At 32.5% G+C, this 21,436-nt stretch carries 25 protein-coding genes; 11 read left to right on the top strand and 14 right to left on the bottom strand.

Annotated elements, in window-relative coordinates:
* The gene (locus HHH54_RS05940; protein ID WP_198617926.1) at window positions 1-162 is read left to right on the top strand and encodes a FeoB-associated Cys-rich membrane protein; all 162 of its coding nucleotides are present in this window, start codon (window positions 1-3) and stop codon (window positions 160-162) included.
* Between the two features lie 120 nt (window positions 163-282).
* On the opposite strand, the gene HHH54_RS05935 is transcribed toward HHH54_RS05940, so the two are convergent.
* The 4 genes from HHH54_RS05935 to HHH54_RS05920 all read right to left on the bottom strand — a co-directional run bounded on the left by HHH54_RS05935 (window position 283) and on the right by HHH54_RS05920 (window position 4,924).
* On the bottom strand, window positions 283-2,010 hold the full coding sequence (locus HHH54_RS05935; protein ID WP_198617925.1) for an ABC transporter ATP-binding protein: 1,728 nt from the start codon (window positions 2,008-2,010) through the stop codon (window positions 283-285).
* A gap of 382 nt (window positions 2,011-2,392) precedes the next feature.
* A complete protein-coding gene (tagD, locus tag HHH54_RS05930) occupies window positions 2,393-2,791 on the bottom strand; it encodes a glycerol-3-phosphate cytidylyltransferase (RefSeq protein ID WP_198617924.1) in 399 nt (132 codons plus the stop codon).
* A gap of 95 nt (window positions 2,792-2,886) precedes the next feature.
* Window positions 2,887-3,981 (bottom strand): teichoic acid glycerol-phosphate primase TarB, encoded by a 1,095-nt coding sequence (tarB, locus tag HHH54_RS05925; protein ID WP_198617923.1) that lies wholly within the window; start codon window positions 3,979-3,981, stop codon window positions 2,887-2,889.
* A 139-nt stretch (window positions 3,982-4,120) separates the two neighbouring features.
* Window positions 4,121-4,924 carry an ABC transporter permease gene (locus HHH54_RS05920; protein WP_198617922.1) on the bottom strand — a complete coding sequence of 268 codons (804 nt, stop codon included), beginning with the start codon at window positions 4,922-4,924 and terminating at the stop codon, window positions 4,121-4,123.
* 358 nt (window positions 4,925-5,282) lie between these two features.
* On the opposite strand from HHH54_RS05920, the gene tagH reads away from it, so the two are divergent.
* Complete coding sequence (tagH, locus tag HHH54_RS05915) at window positions 5,283-6,080, top strand: teichoic acids export ABC transporter ATP-binding subunit TagH (protein ID WP_198617921.1); 798 nt, start codon at window positions 5,283-5,285, stop codon at window positions 6,078-6,080.
* 105 nt (window positions 6,081-6,185) lie between these two features.
* Here the strand turns inward: tagH and tarA are convergent, their stop codons facing one another.
* Window positions 6,186-7,010 (bottom strand): N-acetylglucosaminyldiphosphoundecaprenol N-acetyl-beta-D-mannosaminyltransferase TarA, encoded by an 825-nt coding sequence (gene tarA / locus HHH54_RS05910; RefSeq protein ID WP_198617920.1) that lies wholly within the window; start codon window positions 7,008-7,010, stop codon window positions 6,186-6,188.
* Window positions 7,011-7,230: 220 nt separating this feature from the next.
* Here tarA and HHH54_RS05905 point away from each other — a divergent pair, with 220 nt between their 5' ends.
* Window positions 7,231-7,965 carry a M50 family metallopeptidase gene (locus HHH54_RS05905; protein WP_232796265.1) on the top strand — a complete coding sequence of 245 codons (735 nt, stop codon included), beginning with the start codon at window positions 7,231-7,233 and terminating at the stop codon, window positions 7,963-7,965.
* 98 nt (window positions 7,966-8,063) lie between these two features.
* Here the strand turns inward: HHH54_RS05905 and HHH54_RS05900 are convergent, their stop codons facing one another.
* Entirely contained in the window at window positions 8,064-8,711 is a 648-nt protein-coding gene (locus HHH54_RS05900) for a metal-dependent transcriptional regulator (protein WP_198617919.1), read from the bottom strand.
* Between the two features lie 119 nt (window positions 8,712-8,830).
* On the opposite strand from HHH54_RS05900, the gene HHH54_RS05895 reads away from it, so the two are divergent.
* From HHH54_RS05895 to mntC, 3 genes are read left to right on the top strand one after another with little or no spacing between them, the layout of a single operon-like run.
* Window positions 8,831-9,604, top strand: a complete 774-nt coding sequence (locus tag HHH54_RS05895) for a metal ABC transporter ATP-binding protein (protein ID WP_198617918.1) — start codon at window positions 8,831-8,833, stop codon at window positions 9,602-9,604.
* The gene (locus HHH54_RS05890; RefSeq protein ID WP_349771834.1) at window positions 9,576-10,421 is read left to right on the top strand and encodes a metal ABC transporter permease; all 846 of its coding nucleotides are present in this window, start codon (window positions 9,576-9,578) and stop codon (window positions 10,419-10,421) included. Before HHH54_RS05895 ends, HHH54_RS05890 begins: the two co-directional genes overlap by 29 nt.
* Window positions 10,414-11,334, top strand: a complete 921-nt coding sequence (gene mntC / locus HHH54_RS05885; RefSeq protein WP_198617916.1) for a manganese ABC transporter substrate-binding lipoprotein MntC — start codon at window positions 10,414-10,416, stop codon at window positions 11,332-11,334. The genes HHH54_RS05890 and mntC overlap by 8 nt, the downstream gene beginning before the upstream one ends.
* 122 nt (window positions 11,335-11,456) lie before the next feature.
* On the opposite strand, the gene HHH54_RS05880 is transcribed toward mntC, so the two are convergent.
* The 8 genes from HHH54_RS05880 to HHH54_RS05845 are packed head-to-tail and all read right to left on the bottom strand — an operon-like array spanning window position 11,457 to window position 17,849.
* On the bottom strand, window positions 11,457-11,897 hold the full coding sequence (locus HHH54_RS05880) for a Na+/H+ antiporter subunit G (RefSeq protein ID WP_198617915.1): 441 nt from the start codon (window positions 11,895-11,897) through the stop codon (window positions 11,457-11,459).
* Window positions 11,881-12,174 carry a monovalent cation/H+ antiporter complex subunit F gene (locus HHH54_RS05875; protein WP_198617914.1) on the bottom strand — a complete coding sequence of 98 codons (294 nt, stop codon included), beginning with the start codon at window positions 12,172-12,174 and terminating at the stop codon, window positions 11,881-11,883. The genes HHH54_RS05880 and HHH54_RS05875 overlap by 17 nt, the downstream gene beginning before the upstream one ends.
* Window positions 12,171-12,653, bottom strand: coding sequence for a Na+/H+ antiporter subunit E (locus HHH54_RS05870; RefSeq protein ID WP_198617913.1), 483 nt, complete (start codon window positions 12,651-12,653; stop codon window positions 12,171-12,173). Before HHH54_RS05870 ends, HHH54_RS05875 begins: the two co-directional genes overlap by 4 nt.
* Window positions 12,650-14,152 carry a Na+/H+ antiporter subunit D gene (locus tag HHH54_RS05865; RefSeq protein ID WP_198617912.1) on the bottom strand — a complete coding sequence of 501 codons (1,503 nt, stop codon included), beginning with the start codon at window positions 14,150-14,152 and terminating at the stop codon, window positions 12,650-12,652. The genes HHH54_RS05870 and HHH54_RS05865 overlap by 4 nt, the downstream gene beginning before the upstream one ends.
* Complete coding sequence (gene mnhC2 / locus HHH54_RS05860) at window positions 14,145-14,489, bottom strand: Na+/H+ antiporter Mnh2 subunit C (RefSeq protein ID WP_198617911.1); 345 nt, start codon at window positions 14,487-14,489, stop codon at window positions 14,145-14,147. The genes HHH54_RS05865 and mnhC2 overlap by 8 nt, the downstream gene beginning before the upstream one ends.
* Window positions 14,486-14,911 (bottom strand): monovalent cation/H+ antiporter subunit B, encoded by a 426-nt coding sequence (locus HHH54_RS05855; protein ID WP_198617910.1) that lies wholly within the window; start codon window positions 14,909-14,911, stop codon window positions 14,486-14,488. Before HHH54_RS05855 ends, mnhC2 begins: the two co-directional genes overlap by 4 nt.
* Window positions 14,898-17,282, bottom strand: a complete 2,385-nt coding sequence (locus HHH54_RS05850) for a DUF4040 family protein (RefSeq protein WP_432813795.1) — start codon at window positions 17,280-17,282, stop codon at window positions 14,898-14,900. The genes HHH54_RS05855 and HHH54_RS05850 overlap by 14 nt, the downstream gene beginning before the upstream one ends.
* 15 nt (window positions 17,283-17,297) lie before the next feature.
* Window positions 17,298-17,849, bottom strand: coding sequence for a tyrosine-type recombinase/integrase (locus HHH54_RS05845; RefSeq protein ID WP_198617908.1), 552 nt, complete (start codon window positions 17,847-17,849; stop codon window positions 17,298-17,300).
* Window positions 17,850-17,988: 139 nt separating this feature from the next.
* On the opposite strand from HHH54_RS05845, the gene sroA reads away from it, so the two are divergent.
* From sroA to sarA, 5 genes are all read left to right on the top strand, one after another.
* Window positions 17,989-18,192, top strand: a complete 204-nt coding sequence (gene sroA, locus HHH54_RS05840; protein WP_198617907.1) for a sigS mRNA-stabilizing protein SroA — start codon at window positions 17,989-17,991, stop codon at window positions 18,190-18,192.
* Window positions 18,193-18,208: 16 nt separating this feature from the next.
* Window positions 18,209-18,433, top strand: coding sequence for a DUF2922 domain-containing protein (locus HHH54_RS05835; protein WP_198617906.1), 225 nt, complete (start codon window positions 18,209-18,211; stop codon window positions 18,431-18,433).
* A 254-nt stretch (window positions 18,434-18,687) separates the two neighbouring features.
* The gene (locus HHH54_RS05830; RefSeq protein ID WP_198617905.1) at window positions 18,688-19,617 is read left to right on the top strand and encodes a DMT family transporter; all 930 of its coding nucleotides are present in this window, start codon (window positions 18,688-18,690) and stop codon (window positions 19,615-19,617) included.
* A gap of 123 nt (window positions 19,618-19,740) precedes the next feature.
* Entirely contained in the window at window positions 19,741-20,628 is an 888-nt protein-coding gene (locus HHH54_RS05825; RefSeq protein WP_198617904.1) for an efflux RND transporter periplasmic adaptor subunit, read from the top strand.
* Between the two features lie 372 nt (window positions 20,629-21,000).
* Complete coding sequence (gene sarA, locus HHH54_RS05820; RefSeq protein ID WP_198617903.1) at window positions 21,001-21,372, top strand: global transcriptional regulator SarA; 372 nt, start codon at window positions 21,001-21,003, stop codon at window positions 21,370-21,372.
* The last annotated feature ends 64 nt before the right edge of the window (window positions 21,373-21,436 follow it).

Below are 21,436 nucleotides of genomic sequence, written 5' to 3'. Positions count from 1 at the left end.
ATGGCGTTACTAATCAATCTACTACTTATCGTATTAATTATTGGATACTCTTGCTTTGTGATTAAACGATATATCCAAAAGTCAAAACAAGGTCAATGTTCATCATGTGAAATGAATGCTTCCTGTCCAACAGAACATATTCCGAAACATTTATTAAAATAAAGCCTGTTATAACTGTTATTTTTGTTAAATTATTATGTCATGAAAAACGAGGAGGTCGGATCATTTTAAACAAATGACCAACTTCCTCGTTTAACTATATAATATTACTTTAACTTTTCATTAATGGTGTTGTGTTAAGTTTTGTGTGTTAACAAATTGTCGGTATTTAGAATGCTCCGTCATCAGGGTTTCATGACGACCTTTTCCAGTAACACGTCCTCTATCCAAGAATATGATTTGACCTGCTTTTTTGATTGTTGATAATCGGTGTGCTATTACGATAGTTGTATGGTTTTCCATTAAAGTATTTAACGCATCTTGTACTTTTTGCTCACTTTCACTATCTAAATTTGCAGTCGCCTCATCCAATAATAATATATCAGGATTTTTCACGAAGCTTCTCGCAATATCAATTCTTTGTCTCTGTCCACCAGATAATTTCAAACCTCTTTCTCCGACAAGCGTGTCATAGCCTTGTTCGAATTCCATTATAAATTCATGACAATTTGCAAGTTTAGTATAATGGATAAGTTCTTCATCAGACACATTTCGGTCAATACCATATAATATGTTATCTCGAATTGTTCCATTCATCATTGCATTACTTTGCATGACGTACCCTATTTTACGTCGCCAATCTGTAAGAGAAAGTGAATAGATAGACTGTCCGTTAAATGTAATGTCACCTCGATTAATATCATACATTCGTTCAATCAAACTAAAAATAGTACTTTTTCCAGAACCCGATGGACCTACGAAAGCTGTTACTTCTCCACGTGCAATATTAAATGACACGTCTTCTAATACAGGTTTAACGTCATAACTAAAATCAACATGATCAAAGTTTAAGTCACCATTTGAAATCTCCAGATTATCATTAGGCGCTTCAATCGCTTCTAAAGGTTCTTGTAGAATTTCATAAATTCGACTGCTTGCTCCTACAGCTTTTTTATAATCAGTAACTAATGTTGATAAATTAATAAGCGGCATCGATAAATTTAAAACATAAAATATCATTGCTACTAATGTACCAGCAGAAATTGCACCTGAAGCAATACGTAGACCACCGAATCCAAGAATGATACCAATTGTAATGAGCATAATAATTCCAGAAATTGGTTGAACTACTGCTGCAATTTTAGCTTGTTTCAAGCCTAAACGGTAAATTTCTGATAAATTGTAATGTGCTTTTTCAAGTTCAAGCTTTTCAGTGTTAGCTACTTTAACTAAACGCATCTCTGTTAGTACACGGCCTAATAGCCCACTAAAATTAGCAATTTCAGATTGAGTGTTAGATGATATTTTTTGCATTAATTTGCCTAGAGGTATCATGATTAAAGCAAATATTGGAATTGTGATAAATGTTAATAATGTCATCTGCCAATCTAATACAAATAGCATAATCAAGGATCCAACCAATGTAATAATTGATGGAAAAAAGTTGGGTAACTTTTGGGATATAAAATTATTAATAACTTTAGTATCATCTGTTAGCCGACTCATTAATTGACCGCTTTCATTTCGATCAAAAAACGGCATTTTTAAATGAATAATATGATGCCAAAGTACTGAACGTATTGCATAAATCACTTTCTCTCCAATTTTATTTAATAAATAGTATCCAATCCCACCTAAAATCGCATTAAATAAAAACACCACAATAATAATAACTATAAATGTGGGGTTGATAGAATCTAATGTAAATTTATCCACCATTTGGCCAGTAAAAAGAGGCACAAGTAAGCCGCTTATACTACCTAAAGAAGCTATAATCACTGCAATAATAATTAATCGCTTCGGCCACGATATTCTCTTTAACAAGAAAAATAATGGGTTTTGTTCTCTCATAATTCAATACCTCATTTAAATTTTTTCGAATTCGAGTAGTATTGGAAGTTTCAATAGACACTAGTAAACAATCACGTCGTCCCAAAAAAGGTGCCTATCTTTTTAGTAGTCATGACCTAGAGCACTGTGGCCTCAGTATGACGTCAGTCTTACCTCTGACTTATATATCATAAATCAAACTGAATCAGTAAACTTTAAATAACTATATCTCGACCTTAATCGTATTCTTCGCCCTTACCATTATAACACCTTTTTCGCTTACTTTTATACTGACAATGTTTAGTTATTAATCTGCTTTTACGATATTAACCAATATAAAAGCACGTTCAATCTGTCATGTTTATTAAAACACTAGACTTGAACGTGCTTACAATATATAAACTTATCGAACATCGTTACCGTATAATTCACGCTTTATTTGTGTTGTAGATATCCCTTCTGTTCGCTTGAGATAGATAACCTCGCATTTATCTTTAAGAAAATCGAACTCACCTTCCCAATCATGTCCCATCACAAATGTATCTATCTCGTATTTTTCAACATCTTTTTCTTTTTGGTCCCAATCATTTTCAGGAATGACTAAGTCGACATAACGAATGGATTCTAGCATCATTTTACGTTGTTCAAAATTATAATATGATTTTTTATTTTTAATTCGATTAAATTCATCACTAGATAGCGCTACAACAAGATAATCTCCCATTTCTCTTGCACGACGCAATAATTCAATATGCCCATAATGTAAAAGATCATACGTTCCATATGTTATCACACGTTTCATCTTCATATCTCCTTAACAATATTAATATAAAATTTACATTTGTTAAGCAGTATAGCATACCTTATATCTTTTGAGTACTGAAAATACAATGCTGCTTACAGTCTTACTATTTTTTGCACATAATTTACTACTTGGTTTAAGCTTTCTGGTGTATTGAATTGATGCCATTCTTTAAATAGCGGTTTTATTTCTCCTTCTCTAATTTTTTGGAATAACGCTTGTTCATCATAAACTTTATAATCCTCAGGTATTTCTTGATAATAAAATTGATTCAATCCACGCACTTTATCATATTCCATTTCATCATATACATAGAAAAGTGCAGGTGTATCTAGTAAACTTACTTCAATCGCAAGGGAACTATAGTCTGTAATAATTAAATCCGCAATAATAAGCAAATCTAGCGTACACATTTTTGTATTTTGTTCTGCTGGTGATACTGTCGGATGATATTTACTAAGTAATGTATATTCTGGTAATGCTAATTCGAAATCTGTTTTATTTAATATGCGATTTTCACGTTGCTGTTCACGATATGTGGGTAAGTAAACTGCCACTTTATTTTCGATACCCAGTTGCTTCTTTATTTTGGCTTTATGTGCTTCTAAATCTAGTTTTAAATATGTTGTTAGCCTCGGACTGCCAAAACATAATAATTGATTAAACGTTGCGCCAAACGACCTTTCAAAACAAGTAGACATGTGATAGCCTCCAACCAAATACTTATCAGTTGCTTGATATACCGATTTGTACTGATTGATGACTTTTTGATGTTTTAAATTGATAGCATGATCTTCTAAACCAAATTTTTTTAGTGCTCCTGCTGCATGCCACGTTTGAATCACCGTTTGACCTTTTTTCTTTTCAAACCCTGCCATTAGTAGATAATACGTATCGATAAAAATAACTTTGGCCGTTGCCATTTCTTTCATGACTTTCATTATATTTTTTGAAGACAAGGGATAGTAACGAATATTTTGTCTGTTTTTTAAAAATTCAAAGTCTTTAGGTTGTGCAAAAACCGTAACGCGATATCCGCGTCGACTTAATTCGTAAACTATCGGTAGGACATCTTCTTTGAATGTCATGAGTGCGACAATATGATGATCATCTACATGCTTTTTTGTAAATAACGCACTTATTGCTTTAATCATTTCAATGTATATTGCTTTAATCATATACTGTATCATAACGTTGTATCCCCCTTTAGAGTAGGAATGGAACATAGTAGCAATTCTGGAAACGAACAACTACCGCCCCAAGTTTCATTTTTTGGTCGGCAAAAAAACCTTCAACACAAACCACTTGTATTGAAGGTATGTAAAAATTTTACATAAAATCTGCAAAGTGATCTCTGTAGCGCATGTGCAACATCGACCCAAGTACCAAAAATAGAATAACTACTGCAACGTTATATAACGCAAGTGCCCAATGTTCAATAAAATACCATTCATGGAACAAAATAGCTGCGCGATAACTTTCTGCAATAAAATAAATCGGATTTAACATTAAAATCTTTTCAGCAAGCGACCCTTTCGCAGGACTCCATAGTATTGGAGACATATAGAAAAGTACCCTTAATAATGCTTGCATTGCCATTTGCGTATCCCTAACCAGCACGCCCAACGTAGAAGTTAGTAATGCTACTGATGCTGTAAATAGAAAAGCAAATGGTATATATAGCACTAATTGTACAATATAAATGGACGGCATGATACCAAAAAGCGCACATAACAATACAATCATACCTACAAGTGCTAAATGACCATATAACTTACTAGTAACAATATAGGTAGGAATAATAGAAAGTGGAAAATTCATTTTTGCCACTTGACCATATTTCATAGTGATGGATTTGGTTCCTTCTAATATACCCTGATTAATGAAAAACCACATACTTATCCCAACGAGCAACCAATATATAAATGGAATGCCTTCAACTGGTGTATTACTTCTAATACCAAAACCAAATACAAACCAATAAACCATAATTTGAATAATCGGATTAATAATCTCCCAAGCTAATCCAAGATAATTATTATGATTCGCTATTTTAAGTTGAAACTGGGCTAATCTTTGAATTAAATAAAAACTTTTGACGTGTTCTTTTAACACAGCCACTATAGATTTCATAACTTACCACGCTTTCACATGAAAGATGAAAATCAATGTCGTCAATTAACGTCTTATGACACTACTTGCGATACCATGTAGTTTGACTACAATCCTATCATCTCATATTCTTAAATTGAAAACACTCTTAATCTAAGTTGAGGCTCGCCTACTCTATTTTATATTACAGAGTATCTCAACATTACTGACAATCACAACCCCTACTCATGTGAAGGATGATGTGAGGCTTTTTTACATTTTGATTCTATAATACTTTACAATAGCTTTACAAATTTAACAACCACTTAGTAATATATTATAATCAATACGTGTAAAAATTAACGCCCAAAATTATTTTAAAATATAAGGAATGTTTTATATGAATCCAACAGTTAATATTAATCAAGTTACTAAAGAATATCGCATTTATCGAAATAATAAAGAACGGATTAAAGATGCTTTGTTCCCTAAAAATAAAAATAAAACATTTTATGCCCTTAAAGATGTGTCATTACAAGCTTATTCTGGAGATGTTATTGGCCTAGTAGGCATTAATGGATCGGGTAAGTCAACACTTAGCAATATGATTGGCGGTTCTTTATCTCCAACTCATGGTCACATTGAACGTAAAGGTGACGTTAGCGTGATTGCTATCAATGCTGGATTGAATGGTAATTTAACAGGTATGGAAAATATTGAATTCAAAATGTTATGTATGGGATTTAATAAACATGAAATCAAAGCACTTACACCTCAAATTGTAGAATTTAGCGAGCTTGGTGAATTTATTTATCAACCTGTCAAAAAATATTCTAGTGGGATGCGTTCGAAATTAGGATTTTCGATTAGCGTCACTATCGATCCAGAAATCCTTGTGATTGATGAAGCGCTGTCAGTAGGAGATCAAACTTTTACTCAAAAAAGTTTAAAAAAGATATACGAGTTTAAAGAAGCTGATAAAACCATCTTTTTTGTCAGTCATAATTTAAAACAAGTTCGAGACTTTTGTACTAAAATTGCTTGGATTGAAGCTGGTAGACTTAAAGCATTTGGTTCAGTAGATGATATACTACCTCAATACGAAGCTTTCTTAAAGGATTTTAAAAAGAAATCAACAGCTGAACAAAAGGCTTTTCGAAAAAAACTAGATGCAGATAGATTTGAAATTAAAGCATAGAGTAACTAAAATATAAGAGACATATAAAAAACCATTCTGATATTTCATCATTCTAAGAAAGCTTTTGAATGACAATATACAGAATGGTTATTTTTTGAACAAATATTAGTGTTCTTTTATTTTTTGTTTATAAACTTCCCATAAAAACAATGGAATACGTTTAATGCGATGGATACGCTTTACGTCCTTAATACAACGATAAGCCCACTCTAAATTCAACGCTCGGTAAACATACGGTGCACGCTTTACCTCTCCACTGAAAACATCTATTGAACCGCCAACGCCCATCATTAAAGTATGATCAAAATGATGGCGATGATGTTGAATCCATTGTTCTTGTTTTGGATACCCCATACCTACAAAAATAAAATCAGGATTAAACGCTCTAATTTGTTCTGTAATATTTGTATCACTGATGTCTATAAATCCATGATGTGTCTTAATATCTAATCGTGGATATTTTTTCTTAATTTTACGCGCTGCCTTTTCTACTATAGGTGAAGTCGCTCCTAGTAAAAACACTTTTTTTTCTTTCATATTCGCGAGTTCTAGACATGTTTCCATTAATTCTATACCAGGCAAACGCTTTCTCAGAGGCTTTCCTAATATCCGAGATGCTTTTATAATACCGGCTCCGTCTGGAATAATATAATCTGCTTTTTGAATAATCTTATGATATTGAGGATTTTCAAATGCATAATGAACGATCTCAGGATTTGCTGTTGCGATAAATAAATTGTGCTTTGTTTCAGTATAAAGATATTTTTCAATATTATAGTACATATCCTTCATTGTCACATCATCAAATAAAATATCTAGTACATTAACCTGTGCCTTATCTCTCAACACTTTATATTCAAAATCATTTTGCACAGCATCTTGATTTACTAATACATGTTCATGATTTAAACTAGGCATCATTTTAGCCATAGTCTCACCTTCGTTCTCTTCCACTGTTATTATCTTTACAATTAATTTACATTGTATTTATGTAACTTTAACACATTACTATCAATATTCAAGTCAAACTCTTTGATTTAATACAAAAGTATGAATAATGTGCACTTTGTAATTCAGACTCGAGTCTGTATTTTTTTATTTTTATAACCGTTACAATACAAATACATCAATATAGAAAGGTGCATTAATAATGATTCACGATTGGTTTACATCGCCGCTTCCAATTTCAATCACTCTACTATGTAGTATTACTCTACTTTATATATTATGTCACTACTATCGTGATCGCTTTCCATTTTCAATATTAGACATCGCGCTCAACTATATTCCTGTATTAACACATGAATTTGGACACGTTTTTTTCAATCGACTTAGTAGAGGACGTACCATCGACTTAGTCGTTGTAGCGACACCTAAAAAACGCCGTAACACGGGTCAACAAGGATATGCTATTACTCAAAGTAAAATGCAATCAAGCCTAGTTATAACAACGCTAGGTGGATATATCTCACCACCCCTTATGTTAATCATCGGTATTCTGTTACAACGTTATGGTTTAGGTGCATTGTTTATCGGTTTATACCTATTTATATTTTTATATTTCACTTTGAAAACATCTCGTAAAGGAGTTCCACTCTTAATCATTCTACTATTAGCTTGGACTATTACACTCGGAATACAATCTGAAAATATGAGTCAGTATTCCTTAATTTATATGTTTATTTATCATCTATTATTAGGAACACTTTTAGGAGAAGTTCTACAATCTAGTTATACAATTATAAAGTTAACTTTTTCATCTTTACACCCTCAATGGGATGGGTCATCGCTAAGTGAGATAACCCGTTTACCAACTATACTCTTTTCAACATTTTGGATTTCCATCAATATAGTATGCTTATATTATGTTGTGCATTTGCTGTAGCCTGAACTATAGTAACAACAATAAAATTAAAAGCATAACGTAAATCATGAGTTATTGTACTTCAGATTTACGTTATGCTTAATATGATAAGAATCTAGCTATACAGCTTCCGCAAAAATATAACTTGCATTTTGATAACTTAAAATAATCGTACCTGCATCATTTTTCAATTCAATCATCTGATTAATATCATCTTTTTTTGAAATAATAACGTCATTGCCAATTTTAATAGATTTACTTGATAGATAGACTAGCAATTCAGTTTTATCACGAACACGACGAATTGTAACACGATTACCCGCTTCGAATTCTAATAAAGGTGTTTGATAAATCTCTTCATATTCATTGTTACGTGGAATGACTCCACCATGAGGACATGTTTCAGGATACTTTAATAACTCATCTAGACGTTCAACAAAGCGATCAGAAACGCGGTGTTCTAATACTTCTGCTTCTTCATGCACCTCTTCCCACGTATAATTTAACACCTCAATTAAAAACAGTTCAATTAAACGATGACGTTTAATAATATCTAATGTATGTGTGAAGCCCCTTTCAGATAATTTAACACCTTTATAAGGTTTCGTTTCTACATATCCTTCTTTTTCTAATCTTCCTAACATTTCACTTACAGAAGGCGGCTTTATATTTAAAAATTGAGAAATCGTCTTATTAGAAACATAACTATGATTTCCATTATGGCTTAATATGGTTTTGAGATAATCTTCTTTTTCCTCAGTTAGCATAAGTTCACCTCTCCTATATATTCACTTCATTTTATCATGAATAAGCTTGACATTAATAGTTTTCAAGTTATAATAATATTTAGTTAGGTTGACCTAAAAATAAAAGAAGGTGATTTTAAATGTTAATTATAGATAAGTTGAATTTATTCTTAGGTCACAAGCATATACTTAAAAATATTTCATTAAAACTCCCTATAAAGGGAGAAATCATAGGAATTATGGGTCCGAATGGTAGTGGGAAATCGTCCTTAATTAAATCAATTGTAGGTGAACACCCAACCAATGGAACACTTACCCTAAACGATCAACCGATTCATCATGTATTAACTGACATTACGTACATTCCTCAAAAATCTACTTTAGATCTAGATTTTCCGATTAATGTCGAAGATTTAGTGCTTTCAGGAAGTTATCAAGATACAGGTTGGTTTAAACCGATATCTAAATCGGTAAAAACTCAGCGAAACCAATTGTTAAAAGAGCTTAAATTATATGATTTGCGTAAACGACAGCTTAATACGCTTAGTGGTGGTCAATTGCAACGTGTCTTCATTGCACGTGCACTCATGTCTGATAGTCAAGTGTATTTACTTGACGAACCTTTTGTAGGTATTGACTTCACAAGTGAACAAATTATCTTTCAAAAGTTACAGGAACTTAAAAATTCAGGTAAACTCATTCTCATTGTACATCACGACCTTTCAACAGCAAGAGATTACTTTAGTCGTATTATCTTACTCAATCAGTCTATTATGTTTTTTGGAGACGCAAATGAAGCTCTACAACCTGAACATATTGAGCATGTTTTCTTAAATCGTTTAGCGGACAATTCAAACACTACACATGGTAGAAAGGAGCATCAACATCATGTCGTTCATTCAACATCTACTTGAATATCAGTTTCTATCTAGAGCACTCTTTACTGCTATATTAGTAGGTATTGTGTGTGGGATTATGGGGTGTTTAATCATTTTAAGAGGATTGTCTCTAATGGGAGATGCGATGAGTCATGCCGTTTTACCTGGAGTAGCTATTTCCTTTCTTTTTAATATCCCTATGTTTATTGGTGCGCTAATGACTGGAATGTTAAGCAGTACAATTATAGGATATATCTCAGATAGTTCAAAAACGAAAAAGGATGCTGCTATAGGTATTACATTTACTACATTTTTAGCAATGGGTATTATTCTCATTAGCTTAATACATTCAGCCACCGATTTATACCACATCTTGTTCGGCAATATTTTAGCAATTACAACTTCCGCTTTTCTTCAAACTCTCGTAGTCAGTATTATTGTTGTTGTACTTGTTTTAGTATTGTATCGCCCTTTAAAAATCTCCACATTTGACCCTGTGTTTAGTCGCATGAGTGGTTTAAATACGACGCTTATTCACTATTTTGTCATGCTTCTATTAGCCCTTGTTATTGTAGCAAGTGTACAAACAGTGGGTGTTATTCTAGTTGTTGCACTTTTAATCACACCTGCATCAACAGCATTTTTAATTACGCATAGACTCTCTACAATGATGCTTGTGTCGTGTGTATTGAGTGTTTTAAGTTCTACACTAGGAATTTATATTAGTTTTAAATTTAATTTACCAAGTGGTGCGGTTATTGTACTCATTGCAGCAATTTTTTATGCCGTGACACTATTAATAACCCAAGTTCAATCTAAATTTAATAAAGGAGCATTATTACATCATGGTTAAACGGATTATAGCTATTATATCAATCTTATTTATTCTAGCAGGATGCGGGGTTCAATCGAATCACTCAAATGCTAAAGATATTAAAATTGTCACAACAAATTCCATATTATATGACATGGCTCGAAATATTGCAGGAGATCATGCTGATATTCATAGTATTGTCCCAATTGGTCAAGACCCTCATGAATATGAGATTAAACCAAAAGATATTCAAGCACTTACTGATGCTGACCTGATTATCTATAATGGATTTAATTTAGAAACAGGAAATGGTTGGTTTAACAAAGCACTCGAACAAGCTGGAAAGTCTTTAGATGATGATACTGTGATTCAAGCTTCAAAAGGCGTTACACCTATTTATTTAAATGAAGGCCAAAAATCAGAAAAAAATATTGATCCCCATGCTTGGTTAAGTTTAGACAACGGCATTCAATATGTAAAAAATATTCAAAGTGCCATTGAATCAACAGATCAAGAACACCAAAAAGACTATCAAAACCATGGAGAAGCGTATCTATCAAAGCTAGAAAATTTAAATAAAGACAGTCATAATAAATTTCAAGATATTCCAAAACCACAACGTGTCATGATTACAAGTGAAGGTGCGTTTAAATATTTTGCGAAACAATATGATGTTTTACCAGGTTACATTTGGGAGATTAATACCGAAAATCAAGGTACACCTGAACAAATGAAACAAGCTATTGATTTTGTAAATGACCACCATATTAAAAACCTTTTACTTGAGACAAGTGTAAGTGATAAAAGTATGAAAAGTTTAGGTGAAGAAACAGGTGCTTCAATATATGGACAAGTCTACACCGATTCTATAGGTCCTAAAAACAGTGATGGTCATTCATATTATGATATGATGAAATCCAATATTGATACGATTCACAGTAGTATGAAGTAAACAATTCAAACAAGAATATAATTAAAACTCTAAAAAGAGGTCGAGTATTACAACATAGAGCTATAGCACCATAACACAGATGCTTTTGCTTTATGCTTAACTCGACCTCTTTTACAACACAATTAATCTTTATCCAAACGTGAATATACTTTTTTACGTCTTTTTGTCCTCTTTTCAATTCTCAATTTTCTCTTAGTTTCTTCATCTGCAGAGGATTGGATTAAATCTACATTTTCAGAATTAGGATATTTTTGATACATATACGCACCTGTTCGATAAGCTGCTCTTGATATTAAGTGACCACCTACTGGCGCTGTGATATTGATAAACACTAATGCAAGCAATGTCCGAACACTTACATATCCTTGATTAACGATTAAATAGATAAATACACCTACTAATGTTAATAGTACTGCTGCCGTAGATGACTTTGTCGCTGCATGAATTCGCAAAAATACATCTTTAAACCGTACTACACCTATCGCACTAATTAAAGAAATAACGCTACCGATAAAAACGAATAGAGCCGCAATTAACATCAGAACCTCAGTCATCATTTTCATAGAATACACGGCCCCCCTCAATAAATCGCGAAATCGTTACAGAGCTTAAAAATGAAATGATTGCAATTAATAACACAGAATCTAAGAATGAGAAAGTTTCAAAAACAAGACTTAATCCCCCTACTGTTGACATTAATATAGCACTCATCGCATCAAATGCAACAACGCGGTCTGCAGTTGTTGGTCCTTTTATTAAACGTACTAATACAACAACTAATGAAATCGCAAATATAATTAATGCTGCTGATAATAAATACTGTGTGATTATTGTAATCATTTTGTCACCTCCATGATGAGCGCTTCATACTGTTTAATACTCTTGAGTAAACTCTTTTTCTCTTTTTCTGTAACATCTATAGCATGTATTAAAAACAAATTAGGATTACGATTAACATGAATAACTGTAGATCCTGGTGTGATAATGATTAAAATAGTTAAAAACGTCACTTGCCAATCGGTATTAAGTTTTGTTTCATACCGTACTAAACCTGGATTCATCGTTGTAGCTTTAAATAATACATAATTTATAATAGAAAACGTTGCAGTTAATAACTGATAAAGATAAACCATTAAAAATTTAAATGAAACCCAAACTTTCCGTGGATAAAATTCTTGATCGAAAAATTTGTGCAATACGTAAATAATTACTATACCTATCAGATAGCCAATAATAAATGTATGAAAATGGAAGGCCTCCTCATCTTGAAAAAGGACCCATAAAATCGCAATCATAATATTTAAGGCGACTTGTCTCATTTATGACCCTCCTCTAAATCTGGATTTACAGCTTTAACATAACTTTCAACATCTAAATTTTCAGATGTTGCTGAAGTTGTGACTTTCATAACTAACGGTGCACATAATCCAATGATAAGCACAATACCTGTCATGAATCCTACTACACGTTTTCGAATCCTTTTTATAGGTTTATAATCAGACTCTTGATTGACCTCTTGTTGACCTGCATACATGTAAAAGAATACCCGAAATAAACTGTACATTCCGACTAAACTCGTAACAATCATTAATATAAGTCCCACATAATGTTGTGATTCAAGAGCGCCTAGAAAAATTAATAATTTCCCGGGAAAACCACTTAAAGGTGGCACTCCACCTATAGCTAATGTTACTACAATAAAAGCAACACCTAACCATGGTTCACGTTGTGCTAAACCTTTTAAATGACGGTATTGACGATATCCAGTTGTATATACAATGGTCCCCATAACAAAAAAGAGTAATGCTTTTACTACAATATCGTTAAACAAATAGAATATTGCACCATTGATACCATTTAACGTATGAGTACTCAATCCCAGTACTACAAAACCAATGGATAAAATGACATGATAAGCCGCAATTTTTTTGATATCTTTATAAGCAATGGTTCCTGTTGCACCAATTAACATTGTTATGCTTGCCATGACCACGAGCAAAGGATCTACTACACGGTCGCTTTGATTAAAAATTAAAGTCACAAAACGAATTAATGCATAAGCTCCAACTTTAGTCATAAGAGAAGCAAATAAAGCCGCAAGCTCTGTATTTAATACCGCATAAGCTTTTGGTAACCACATAAATAACACCAATGCTGCTTTAGCACCAAATGCAACGATAAATGACATCGCAATCAAATGGACCGCATTGGGATCATCCATTTCGTGAATTCGCATCGCAACATGAGTAAAATTCAAACTTCCGATTCTACGATAAAGTAAAGCAATACCGACAAGAAAAACCCATGAACCAATAATATTAAGAACGACATAAATAATACTCGCTCTTAACTGTTCAACAGATTGACCTAGTGTGACAAGGACGAATGATGCCAGTAACATAATTTCAAACATAACATATAGGTTAAAAATATCAGCCGTCAAAAACGCGCCGACAACTCCAGTTGTTAGAAATAAAATAAACGATAAGAGATAGTAACGACTTGCTCTTTTTTCACCACGACCAAAACCAAAAAGAACAATCATAAATACTACAAAGTATGTTGTTGTTACAAGTAAAAGACTTAAACTATCGCCCACATATTGAATACCAAATGGAGCTTCCCATCCTCCAAAGTCAAGAACAATTGGCTTATGAGTAGTAACGTAAATTAACATCACCAAACTACTTATAAAAGAAACCATCAAAACAAATAGTGCGATATTTCGAGATAATCTTACTTGCTTATTTAACATAACCAGTATTAATGCGCCGATTAACGGTACTAATAATGGTATCGCTAATACATTACTATTCATCTTGATCATCTCCTGTTAACATGTCAATTTCGTCTTCCTTCGTTACCTTAAATGTACGATAAACAAGAACAAGTAAAAAAGCTGTAATGGCGAATCCAATGACAATCGCTGTTAATACAATGGCTTGAAGCAACGGGTCCACGAAATCTTCATGACCGTTAACAATTAAAGGCTCTGTTTTATGAGATGCATAGTTACCCATACTCATAATCACGAGGTTACCTGCATGCGTATAAATTGCAATGCCAATGACAATTCGTATTAAGTTTTTAGATAAAATCATATAGGTTCCTATAAAAACTAAAAATCCTATTGCAATTAATAAAATAATATTCATGTGCGACCACCACTTAATGATAAAATTGTAGTCACAACTACTCCCACAACAGTGATCATAATACCGGCCTCAAATAATGTAATCGTCGAAAAGTGAACCTCGCCGAAATAAGGAATTTTGGTATGCAGATCAAATTGATATAACAAGTTTTTGCCTAATAAAGCAGGTAATATTGCAGTGAATAGTGAAATTAAAGCGCCAGTAATCATCATTTTTCGAAAATCAATTGGTAATGCCTCCAATACTTTAACCACATCGAATGCTAAAAACATCAGTATAAAAGCGGAACTTAAAATAAGACCTGCAATAAAACCGCCTCCTGGATTATGATGACCAGCGAAAAAGAGGTAGAAACCAAATGTTAAAATAATAAATATAACAACACGTGTTACCGTTTTAAGGACTAAATCACTCTCTTTCATCTTGACCTCTCCTATCTCTATAATTTAGTAGCGTATATATTCCTAAACCAGCAATAATTAAAACAACACCTTCAGAAAGCGTATCTAAAGCACGGAAATCTCCTAATATTGCATTAACAATATTTTTACCCCCGGATTTTTCATAAGCATCATGGTAAAATATCGAAATACTTTCATAACTATTCGTTTGTTGAATCATAAACACAAAACTTACTACTGTAAACGCCATTACTAAGGCAATCCCAATTTTTGTAAGTTCTACTTTGGCTTTAAATCGACCTCTCGGTATATTTGGTAATCTTGAAAAACTGACAATAAACAAGACCGTTGTAATTGTTTCTGTCACAAGTTGTGTTAATGCTAAGTCAGGTGCACGCATCAAAATATAAAATAATGCAACAGTATAGCCAATGCCTCCAGTTAAAATAACCATGGTTAATCTTTGACGTATAAAAATCAATGCGATTCCAATAATGACAACTGTTAAGAGTAAGATAATATGAAAAATATGATATTCGTAAATATCAATTTGGTATAACTCTGGCACACCTACAACAGTGAGACCATATAGATTAAGTGCAACATAAACAATTAATGTAATCATTAAATATGAATTTAAACGATTATGCATAATGGCTTTTAATACAAAACTTGTCGATGTTTCACACATGCGATATCCACGTTCAAGCAACGTATGTAAAGCCCATTTCTCTTTCCCTGATGTTAGCCATTTCTTCCAGTCAATAAGAAACACGCATGTGGCTCCTATTACAATTACTATCATACTCATCATAAACGCTGTATTGATGCCATGCCATTGCTTTAACGTAGGTGCAAAATGCATAAAGTGATGAGCACCTGTTACATTAAGGAAAGCTGGTTCAATGATATAATGCCCTACTTGTTCTGGAAAAATAAAAATAGTAGGCAACAATATAGCCATAATCGTCGCTGGCATTATAAATAATTTCGGTTCATGGATTTTTTCAGATGATGGTATTTTTCCTAAAAAAGTCACTTTAATCATATTTAATGCATAAATAAATGTAAAAAGACTAGCAACAAAGCCTGTTATCACTACTAAACTAGCACCTATAATATTGAATGTTCCAAATTCATATACATGCAATAACCCTTCAAAAAACATTTCTTTACTGATGAAACCATTTAAAAATGGTACCCCAGCCATAGATAATGCAGCTAAAGTCATAACAATCATTGTTATAGGTAAAAAGCGTTTCAAACCACCTAGTGCCCTTATGTCACGCGTCCCCATTTCGTGATCAATGAGTCCAACGCCCATAAATAACGCTCCTTTAAATAAGGCATGATTCAATAGATGGAACATACCCCCAAATAAAATTGCAGCATAAAGTTCTGCCATCATACTATCTTCTGCCTTAACAATACCGCTTCCTAGTCCAATCATTGTCATAATCATACCTAATTGACTAATTGTGGAGTATGCTAAAATACCTTTTAAATCGTATTGCCTAATAGCTGTGAACGATCCATAAATCATAGTGATTAAACCAATCGCTGTCACACTATACATATACAAGTCACTATGACCAAGAATTGGCGTATAACGTAATAATAAAAAGATACCCGCTTTAACCATGGTCGCTGAATGTAAATAGGCACTCACAGGTGTTGGTGCAGCCATTGCTTTTGGTAGCCAAAAATGAAATGGCCATTGTGCTGATTTTGTAAACGCGCCGAGTAAAATAAGCAAAACAATAGGTATAAATAGTGGACTAGCTATGATTTTGTCATACTGTGCAATTTGGGCGGTAATGGTATTCGTACCAGTTACAACATAAAGTAATAAAAACCCTACTAACATTGCTAAACCACCGAAAACCGTTATCATAAAAGAAGTTATTGCACCATTTTGACTATCTTTATTGTCATACCAATAGCTAATTAATAAAAATGAAGATACACTCGTCAATTCCCAGAAGATATACATCAATATCGTATTATTAGATGTCACTATACCTAACATGCTCATCATAAATAAAACAAAATAGCTATAAAATCTTGGTAATGCTTCTTTTTTAGGCGATAAATATTGTGTTGCATAAAAGAATACTGCAACACCTATAAGAGAGATTAATAAAGCAAAAAATAAACCTAATCCATCTAAACGAAAGCTAAGATTAACATCATAAGTGGGTAACCATTCTAAGTTTTCAACAACATATTGTCCTTTTAAAACTTTAGGAATCTGCGTTATAAACATAATCGCAGCAGTTATAGGTGCTAGTATAGCAATCCATCCCGACAAACGTTGTATTTTTAGTCTTATCAGCATGGTGAGCACAAATAAAATACCTAACAGTACAGCAAATAAACTAACTAACATCAAATCACTCCTTTTGTGCTATAAATTTAACGTTATTGTCGTATATACTTCTTGTTTAGTCATACCTATAAACTTTAAAGTTTCTTGTGCTGATTGGTGACCAAGATACTTTTGAATAATTGATATCGAAATGCCTGATTGATACGAATGATACGCAAAAGTCTTCCTTAATGTCGTTAACCCGACGTGATTTATATTTAAACGGGTGGCAGCCTGATTTATAATGCGATACGCTTGTTGACGACTTAAAGCTTTTCGAGTACGACTAGACTGAAATAGTAATTCATGAGGACCTAGATGCTCATTCTGAATATAATCTTTGATCTCTTGACGCAAAACTTCAGAAAGCTTTACGCGTATATTGTCATCTGATGACTCCATCCACCAATGAATGACTTCTCCCGAATCATCTAAAATATCTTTAACAAGAAGCGTTAATAAACGATTAAGCTTGATACCTGTATGTATCGCAAATTTAAAAAAGATATAGTCTCTTGTTGAATATTCTGATAAGTAGCAATACATATTGTGAATATCTTCGGTACGACGTATGGGTTCAACGTGATTCACAATCCCACCCCTTTTATGTTTCATATACACTATTATAATATACTTAAGTTACATTGATAAATATTTTTAAATCTTCCATACCAAATGTGCCCTTTTTCAAAAGTTTTTTCGATATATAAGGTGAAAGGAGGTCAGAGCTATGACACTAACAAATTTATCTCTTATTCTGACGCAAACAACACTGACACCTGAAGGAAAAAAGACCAAAAAGGCGCGTCGATTCAATCGACTTAACCCAACTGCTTCTAACGAGTCTTTATTAAGATTTGCAAAAGCCATTGAAAGTTTGACTGGTGAACAATTTGATACTATTGAAGTCGTTAAAACAGAATTAATCGGTTAACTAGGAGGTCACCACTATGAATACTAAAAGTTTAGAAATTATTTTTGAAACTGCATCTCAAAAAACATTAAAGCTCACAGTCCCTAATCTTGCAATGACTATTACAAAAGAAATTTTAGCCACACAAATCCAACATATTATCAACTCAAATGTATTAAACATGCCAAACGACCCAATCAAACAAGCAAAGTCTGCCAAACTCATTGACAAAGCCGTTACACTCTTAGAAATAAACGAATAATATTTATGTAATATGAAATAAATAGAGATCATTATATTCGATTCACCTAAAGTCAAACTTACTTTATGACTTTAGGTGAATTTTTTATCAATTTTAATCGAGAGGATTTTATAAACTATGATTGTGATATCTTAAGCTCTGACTTATTAAAGTTGCTTAACTGAGATATGCTCAATCTTTCATATGCATACTACTTCCCCTAAACTTATAAATTTATGTATAATTATCCCATATTAATTAAGGAGTGTTGACTTGTGCTATTATTATATTTTGCCTTAGGTTTATGTGCAGGTTTTGCAGTACCCGTTCAAACCTCTATTAACTCAAGATTAAGTCTTTATACACAATCGTCGATATACGCCTCTGCGATTTCTTTTAGCACAGGAACATTCTGTCTAATATTAGTAAATTTGATACTCAATCCCGGACTCTTCGCGCCATCGTACATCACACAAGTTCAATTCAATTATACATGGTTCTTAGGTGGGCTTTTAGGCGTTATCTTTTTATCTGGAAATCTCATTCTTTTACCACGAATCGGAGCATCTTTAACAGTTATCACTACCATTTCAGGTCAAATTGCAATGGGTGTCATCATTGATACATTTGGCTTATTCAATGCACCTATACAACCTTTCTCATTTATCAAAGGGATCGGTCTTTTAGTGTTACTCCTAGGCATTCTAATGATGAATATGAATCGACATACACTTTCACAACAACATTCGAATGGTACATCTTTTTGGTTAATACTTGGTATAATTATGGGGTTTGCCCCACCTATACAAACGGCAATTAATACACAGCTAAGTCATACGGTCCACTCGCCATTTTTCGCGTCATTTATCTCATTCTTTGTCGGAACGATTATTCTCTTCATTTTAACTGCTACAATTCATAAAAAATTCAAAATTCATAAAAATCATGAAATACGTGGCCCGATACAGTGGTGGTATTTTATAGGTGGACTGCTAGGCGTTATATTTGTAACAACAAATATCATTCTCGCGCCTCTCATTGGTGTAACATATACGATCATTATTATCATGATCGGACAGATTTTGATGGGACTATTGATTGATCAATTTGGTCTTTTAGGTATTCCTCCTCGAAAAATAAGTAAGCAACGTATTATTGGATTTATACTTGTTATACTGGCCATTGTAATGATTCAACTCAACTAATCCATAGTTCAAGTATCAAGAGAGATTGATTATTTAAACGATCAATCCCTTTTGATATTAGAGTTGGCATAGATTAATAAATCGCTTATAATGATAACAATTCATGTTTAAGGAGTTTAATCCATGTTCAAAAAATCCACTCTACTTTTCCCACTTCTTTTCTTCTTAGTACTGTGTTGTTTGGCTTCCTATTATTTTATACGAAACAATACCCCACACTATGATACAATTCAAGCACAGCTTAGCAAACCGAAAACAATAAAAGGATTGGTACAAGCCGATCAACACTACATGTTATCGCTAGATTCCAATTCTCGCCTAAACTTCAAAATCCACGTGGAAGATACCACTTCTGTTAAAAAAGGGACACCTCTTATTAGTTACTATGATCCTAATATTTTTCATCAAATGACTAGACTGAAGCGTTTGGCTAAAAGTAACCTCCCACCTGAACAATCATTCCAGCTTGCATTAAAGTTAATCGAACTCCGATCTCAATTGTATACAACAATTAAGTCACCCTTTTCAGGCATCGTGCATTTGCATAAAAATTATGCAATACAAAATGATAAACCAATACTAGATGTTCTTTCAAAAACACAACATATTACAACACGATTGCCCGAGCATTTACACTCATATTTTTCAAAAAATAAAAAAGTTATAATGAAAAATAAATCAACAAATCAATTTGTTGAAGGCACAGTGCATAGTATAGATATTCTCCCCATCACACCATATTCCCCTACTAAAATATCTACTTATATCATGACCATTAAAACCCCAAAATCATACACTTTAGGAACACATTTTGATATTGAAATTGAACCTGCTCAAATCATTCTTCCAAAAGATGTACTCCTAGATAAATATACCGTTGTTTTATATAAAAAGCATAAATACATCAAACGTAGGGTAAACTATGATAAATTAAATGATAAAATCATTATTAAAAAAGGTATATTTGTAGGAGAAAGTGTTGTTCGAAACCCAAATGTTAATATGTTTTAAAGAATTATAGTAGTGATTTGACTTGTTAATTTTTACATTATTATTGATTTTCTTAGTTATATAAATTATTCTTTAGGTATATTTAATAGCTAAAACACTATTGTTCTAGTATGCTATTTCTCACAATTCATTTTTTAATACAAACATTTACCAATAGTGCAGTACTAAACTTCAAAAAATTACATTTGAGATATAACAAATAGATACAATTAGTCAAGTTTTAGTTATCAAGTCTCTAACTATATGTTTTTATAGTATAAAGTATTAACTTTTTGATATAATACTAGCTATAAATGAATATCTTATAAAACGTATTCATTTACAGTAGACTTTAAGAGTTTATTTGGGTAATTACAATGGGAGGTTAAGAGAATGGCTGTAACACGTGTGAAAGATTGTTTTGAATTATTATCTATGGTGACTTATGCAGATAAGTTAAAAAATGTGATTAAAAAGGAATTTAAAATCAGTTTTGAAGAATTCGCTGTTTTAACTCATTTAAGCTATAAAATTGAGGATGAATATTACTTAAAAGATATTATTAACAACTTAAATTATAAGCAACCACAAGTTGTTAAAGCAGTTAAAAACCTATCTCAAGAAGGTTATTTTGACAAACGTCGTAACGAACAAGATGAGCGTACAGTTTTAATTTTAATTAATGATGAACAACGTAAGAAAATCGATGAATTATTATCTCGTGTTAACGATACAATTAAATCAACTGATATCAAGCCTCAATAAATATTCAAGCATGATTATCGTTTAATTTTAACTCCCTTTTAAAGGAGCCTCATTATTAATATCC

This window comes from Staphylococcus canis, assembly GCF_016238445.1.
GTDB classification, from domain to species: Bacteria; Bacillota; Bacilli; order Staphylococcales; family Staphylococcaceae; genus Staphylococcus; species Staphylococcus canis.
The sequence above is the reverse complement of the archived record's forward strand: the minus strand, read 5'-3'. Positions and strand labels throughout refer to the sequence as shown.

Bases quoted from the DNA above. Each gene is read 5' to 3' on its own strand.
- sarA (WP_198617903.1), top strand. From the start codon at position 21,001: ATGGCTGTAACACGTGTGAAAGATTGTTTTGAATTATTATCTATGGTG.
- HHH54_RS05900 (WP_198617919.1), bottom strand. From the start codon at position 8,711: ATGCTAACTGAGGAAAAAGAAGATTATCTCAAAACCATATTAAGCCAT.
- tarA (WP_198617920.1), bottom strand. From the start codon at position 7,010: ATGGCTAAAATGATGCCTAGTTTAAATCATGAACATGTATTAGTAAAT.
- HHH54_RS05825 (WP_198617904.1), top strand. From the start codon at position 19,741: ATGTTCAAAAAATCCACTCTACTTTTCCCACTTCTTTTCTTCTTAGTA.
- mnhC2 (WP_198617911.1), bottom strand. From the start codon at position 14,489: ATGAATATTATTTTATTAATTGCAATAGGATTTTTAGTTTTTATAGGA.
- HHH54_RS05865 (WP_198617912.1), bottom strand. From the start codon at position 14,152: ATGAATAGTAATGTATTAGCGATACCATTATTAGTACCGTTAATCGGC.
- tagD (WP_198617924.1), bottom strand. From the start codon at position 2,791: ATGAAACGTGTGATAACATATGGAACGTATGATCTTTTACATTATGGG.
- HHH54_RS05855 (WP_198617910.1), bottom strand. From the start codon at position 14,911: ATGAAAGAGAGTGATTTAGTCCTTAAAACGGTAACACGTGTTGTTATA.
- HHH54_RS05880 (WP_198617915.1), bottom strand. From the start codon at position 11,897: ATGAAAATGATGACTGAGGTTCTGATGTTAATTGCGGCTCTATTCGTT.
- sroA (WP_198617907.1), top strand. From the start codon at position 17,989: ATGACACTAACAAATTTATCTCTTATTCTGACGCAAACAACACTGACA.
- HHH54_RS05935 (WP_198617925.1), bottom strand. From the start codon at position 2,010: ATGAGAGAACAAAACCCATTATTTTTCTTGTTAAAGAGAATATCGTGG.
- tagH (WP_198617921.1), top strand. From the start codon at position 5,283: ATGAATCCAACAGTTAATATTAATCAAGTTACTAAAGAATATCGCATT.
- tarB (WP_198617923.1), bottom strand. From the start codon at position 3,981: ATGATACAGTATATGATTAAAGCAATATACATTGAAATGATTAAAGCA.
- HHH54_RS05940 (WP_198617926.1), top strand. From the start codon at position 1: ATGGCGTTACTAATCAATCTACTACTTATCGTATTAATTATTGGATAC.
- HHH54_RS05835 (WP_198617906.1), top strand. From the start codon at position 18,209: ATGAATACTAAAAGTTTAGAAATTATTTTTGAAACTGCATCTCAAAAA.
- HHH54_RS05875 (WP_198617914.1), bottom strand. From the start codon at position 12,174: ATGATTACAATAATCACACAGTATTTATTATCAGCAGCATTAATTATA.
- mntC (WP_198617916.1), top strand. From the start codon at position 10,414: ATGGTTAAACGGATTATAGCTATTATATCAATCTTATTTATTCTAGCA.
- HHH54_RS05920 (WP_198617922.1), bottom strand. From the start codon at position 4,924: ATGAAATCTATAGTGGCTGTGTTAAAAGAACACGTCAAAAGTTTTTAT.
- HHH54_RS05895 (WP_198617918.1), top strand. From the start codon at position 8,831: ATGTTAATTATAGATAAGTTGAATTTATTCTTAGGTCACAAGCATATA.
- HHH54_RS05905 (WP_232796265.1), top strand. From the start codon at position 7,231: ATGATTCACGATTGGTTTACATCGCCGCTTCCAATTTCAATCACTCTA.
- HHH54_RS05870 (WP_198617913.1), bottom strand. From the start codon at position 12,653: ATGAGACAAGTCGCCTTAAATATTATGATTGCGATTTTATGGGTCCTT.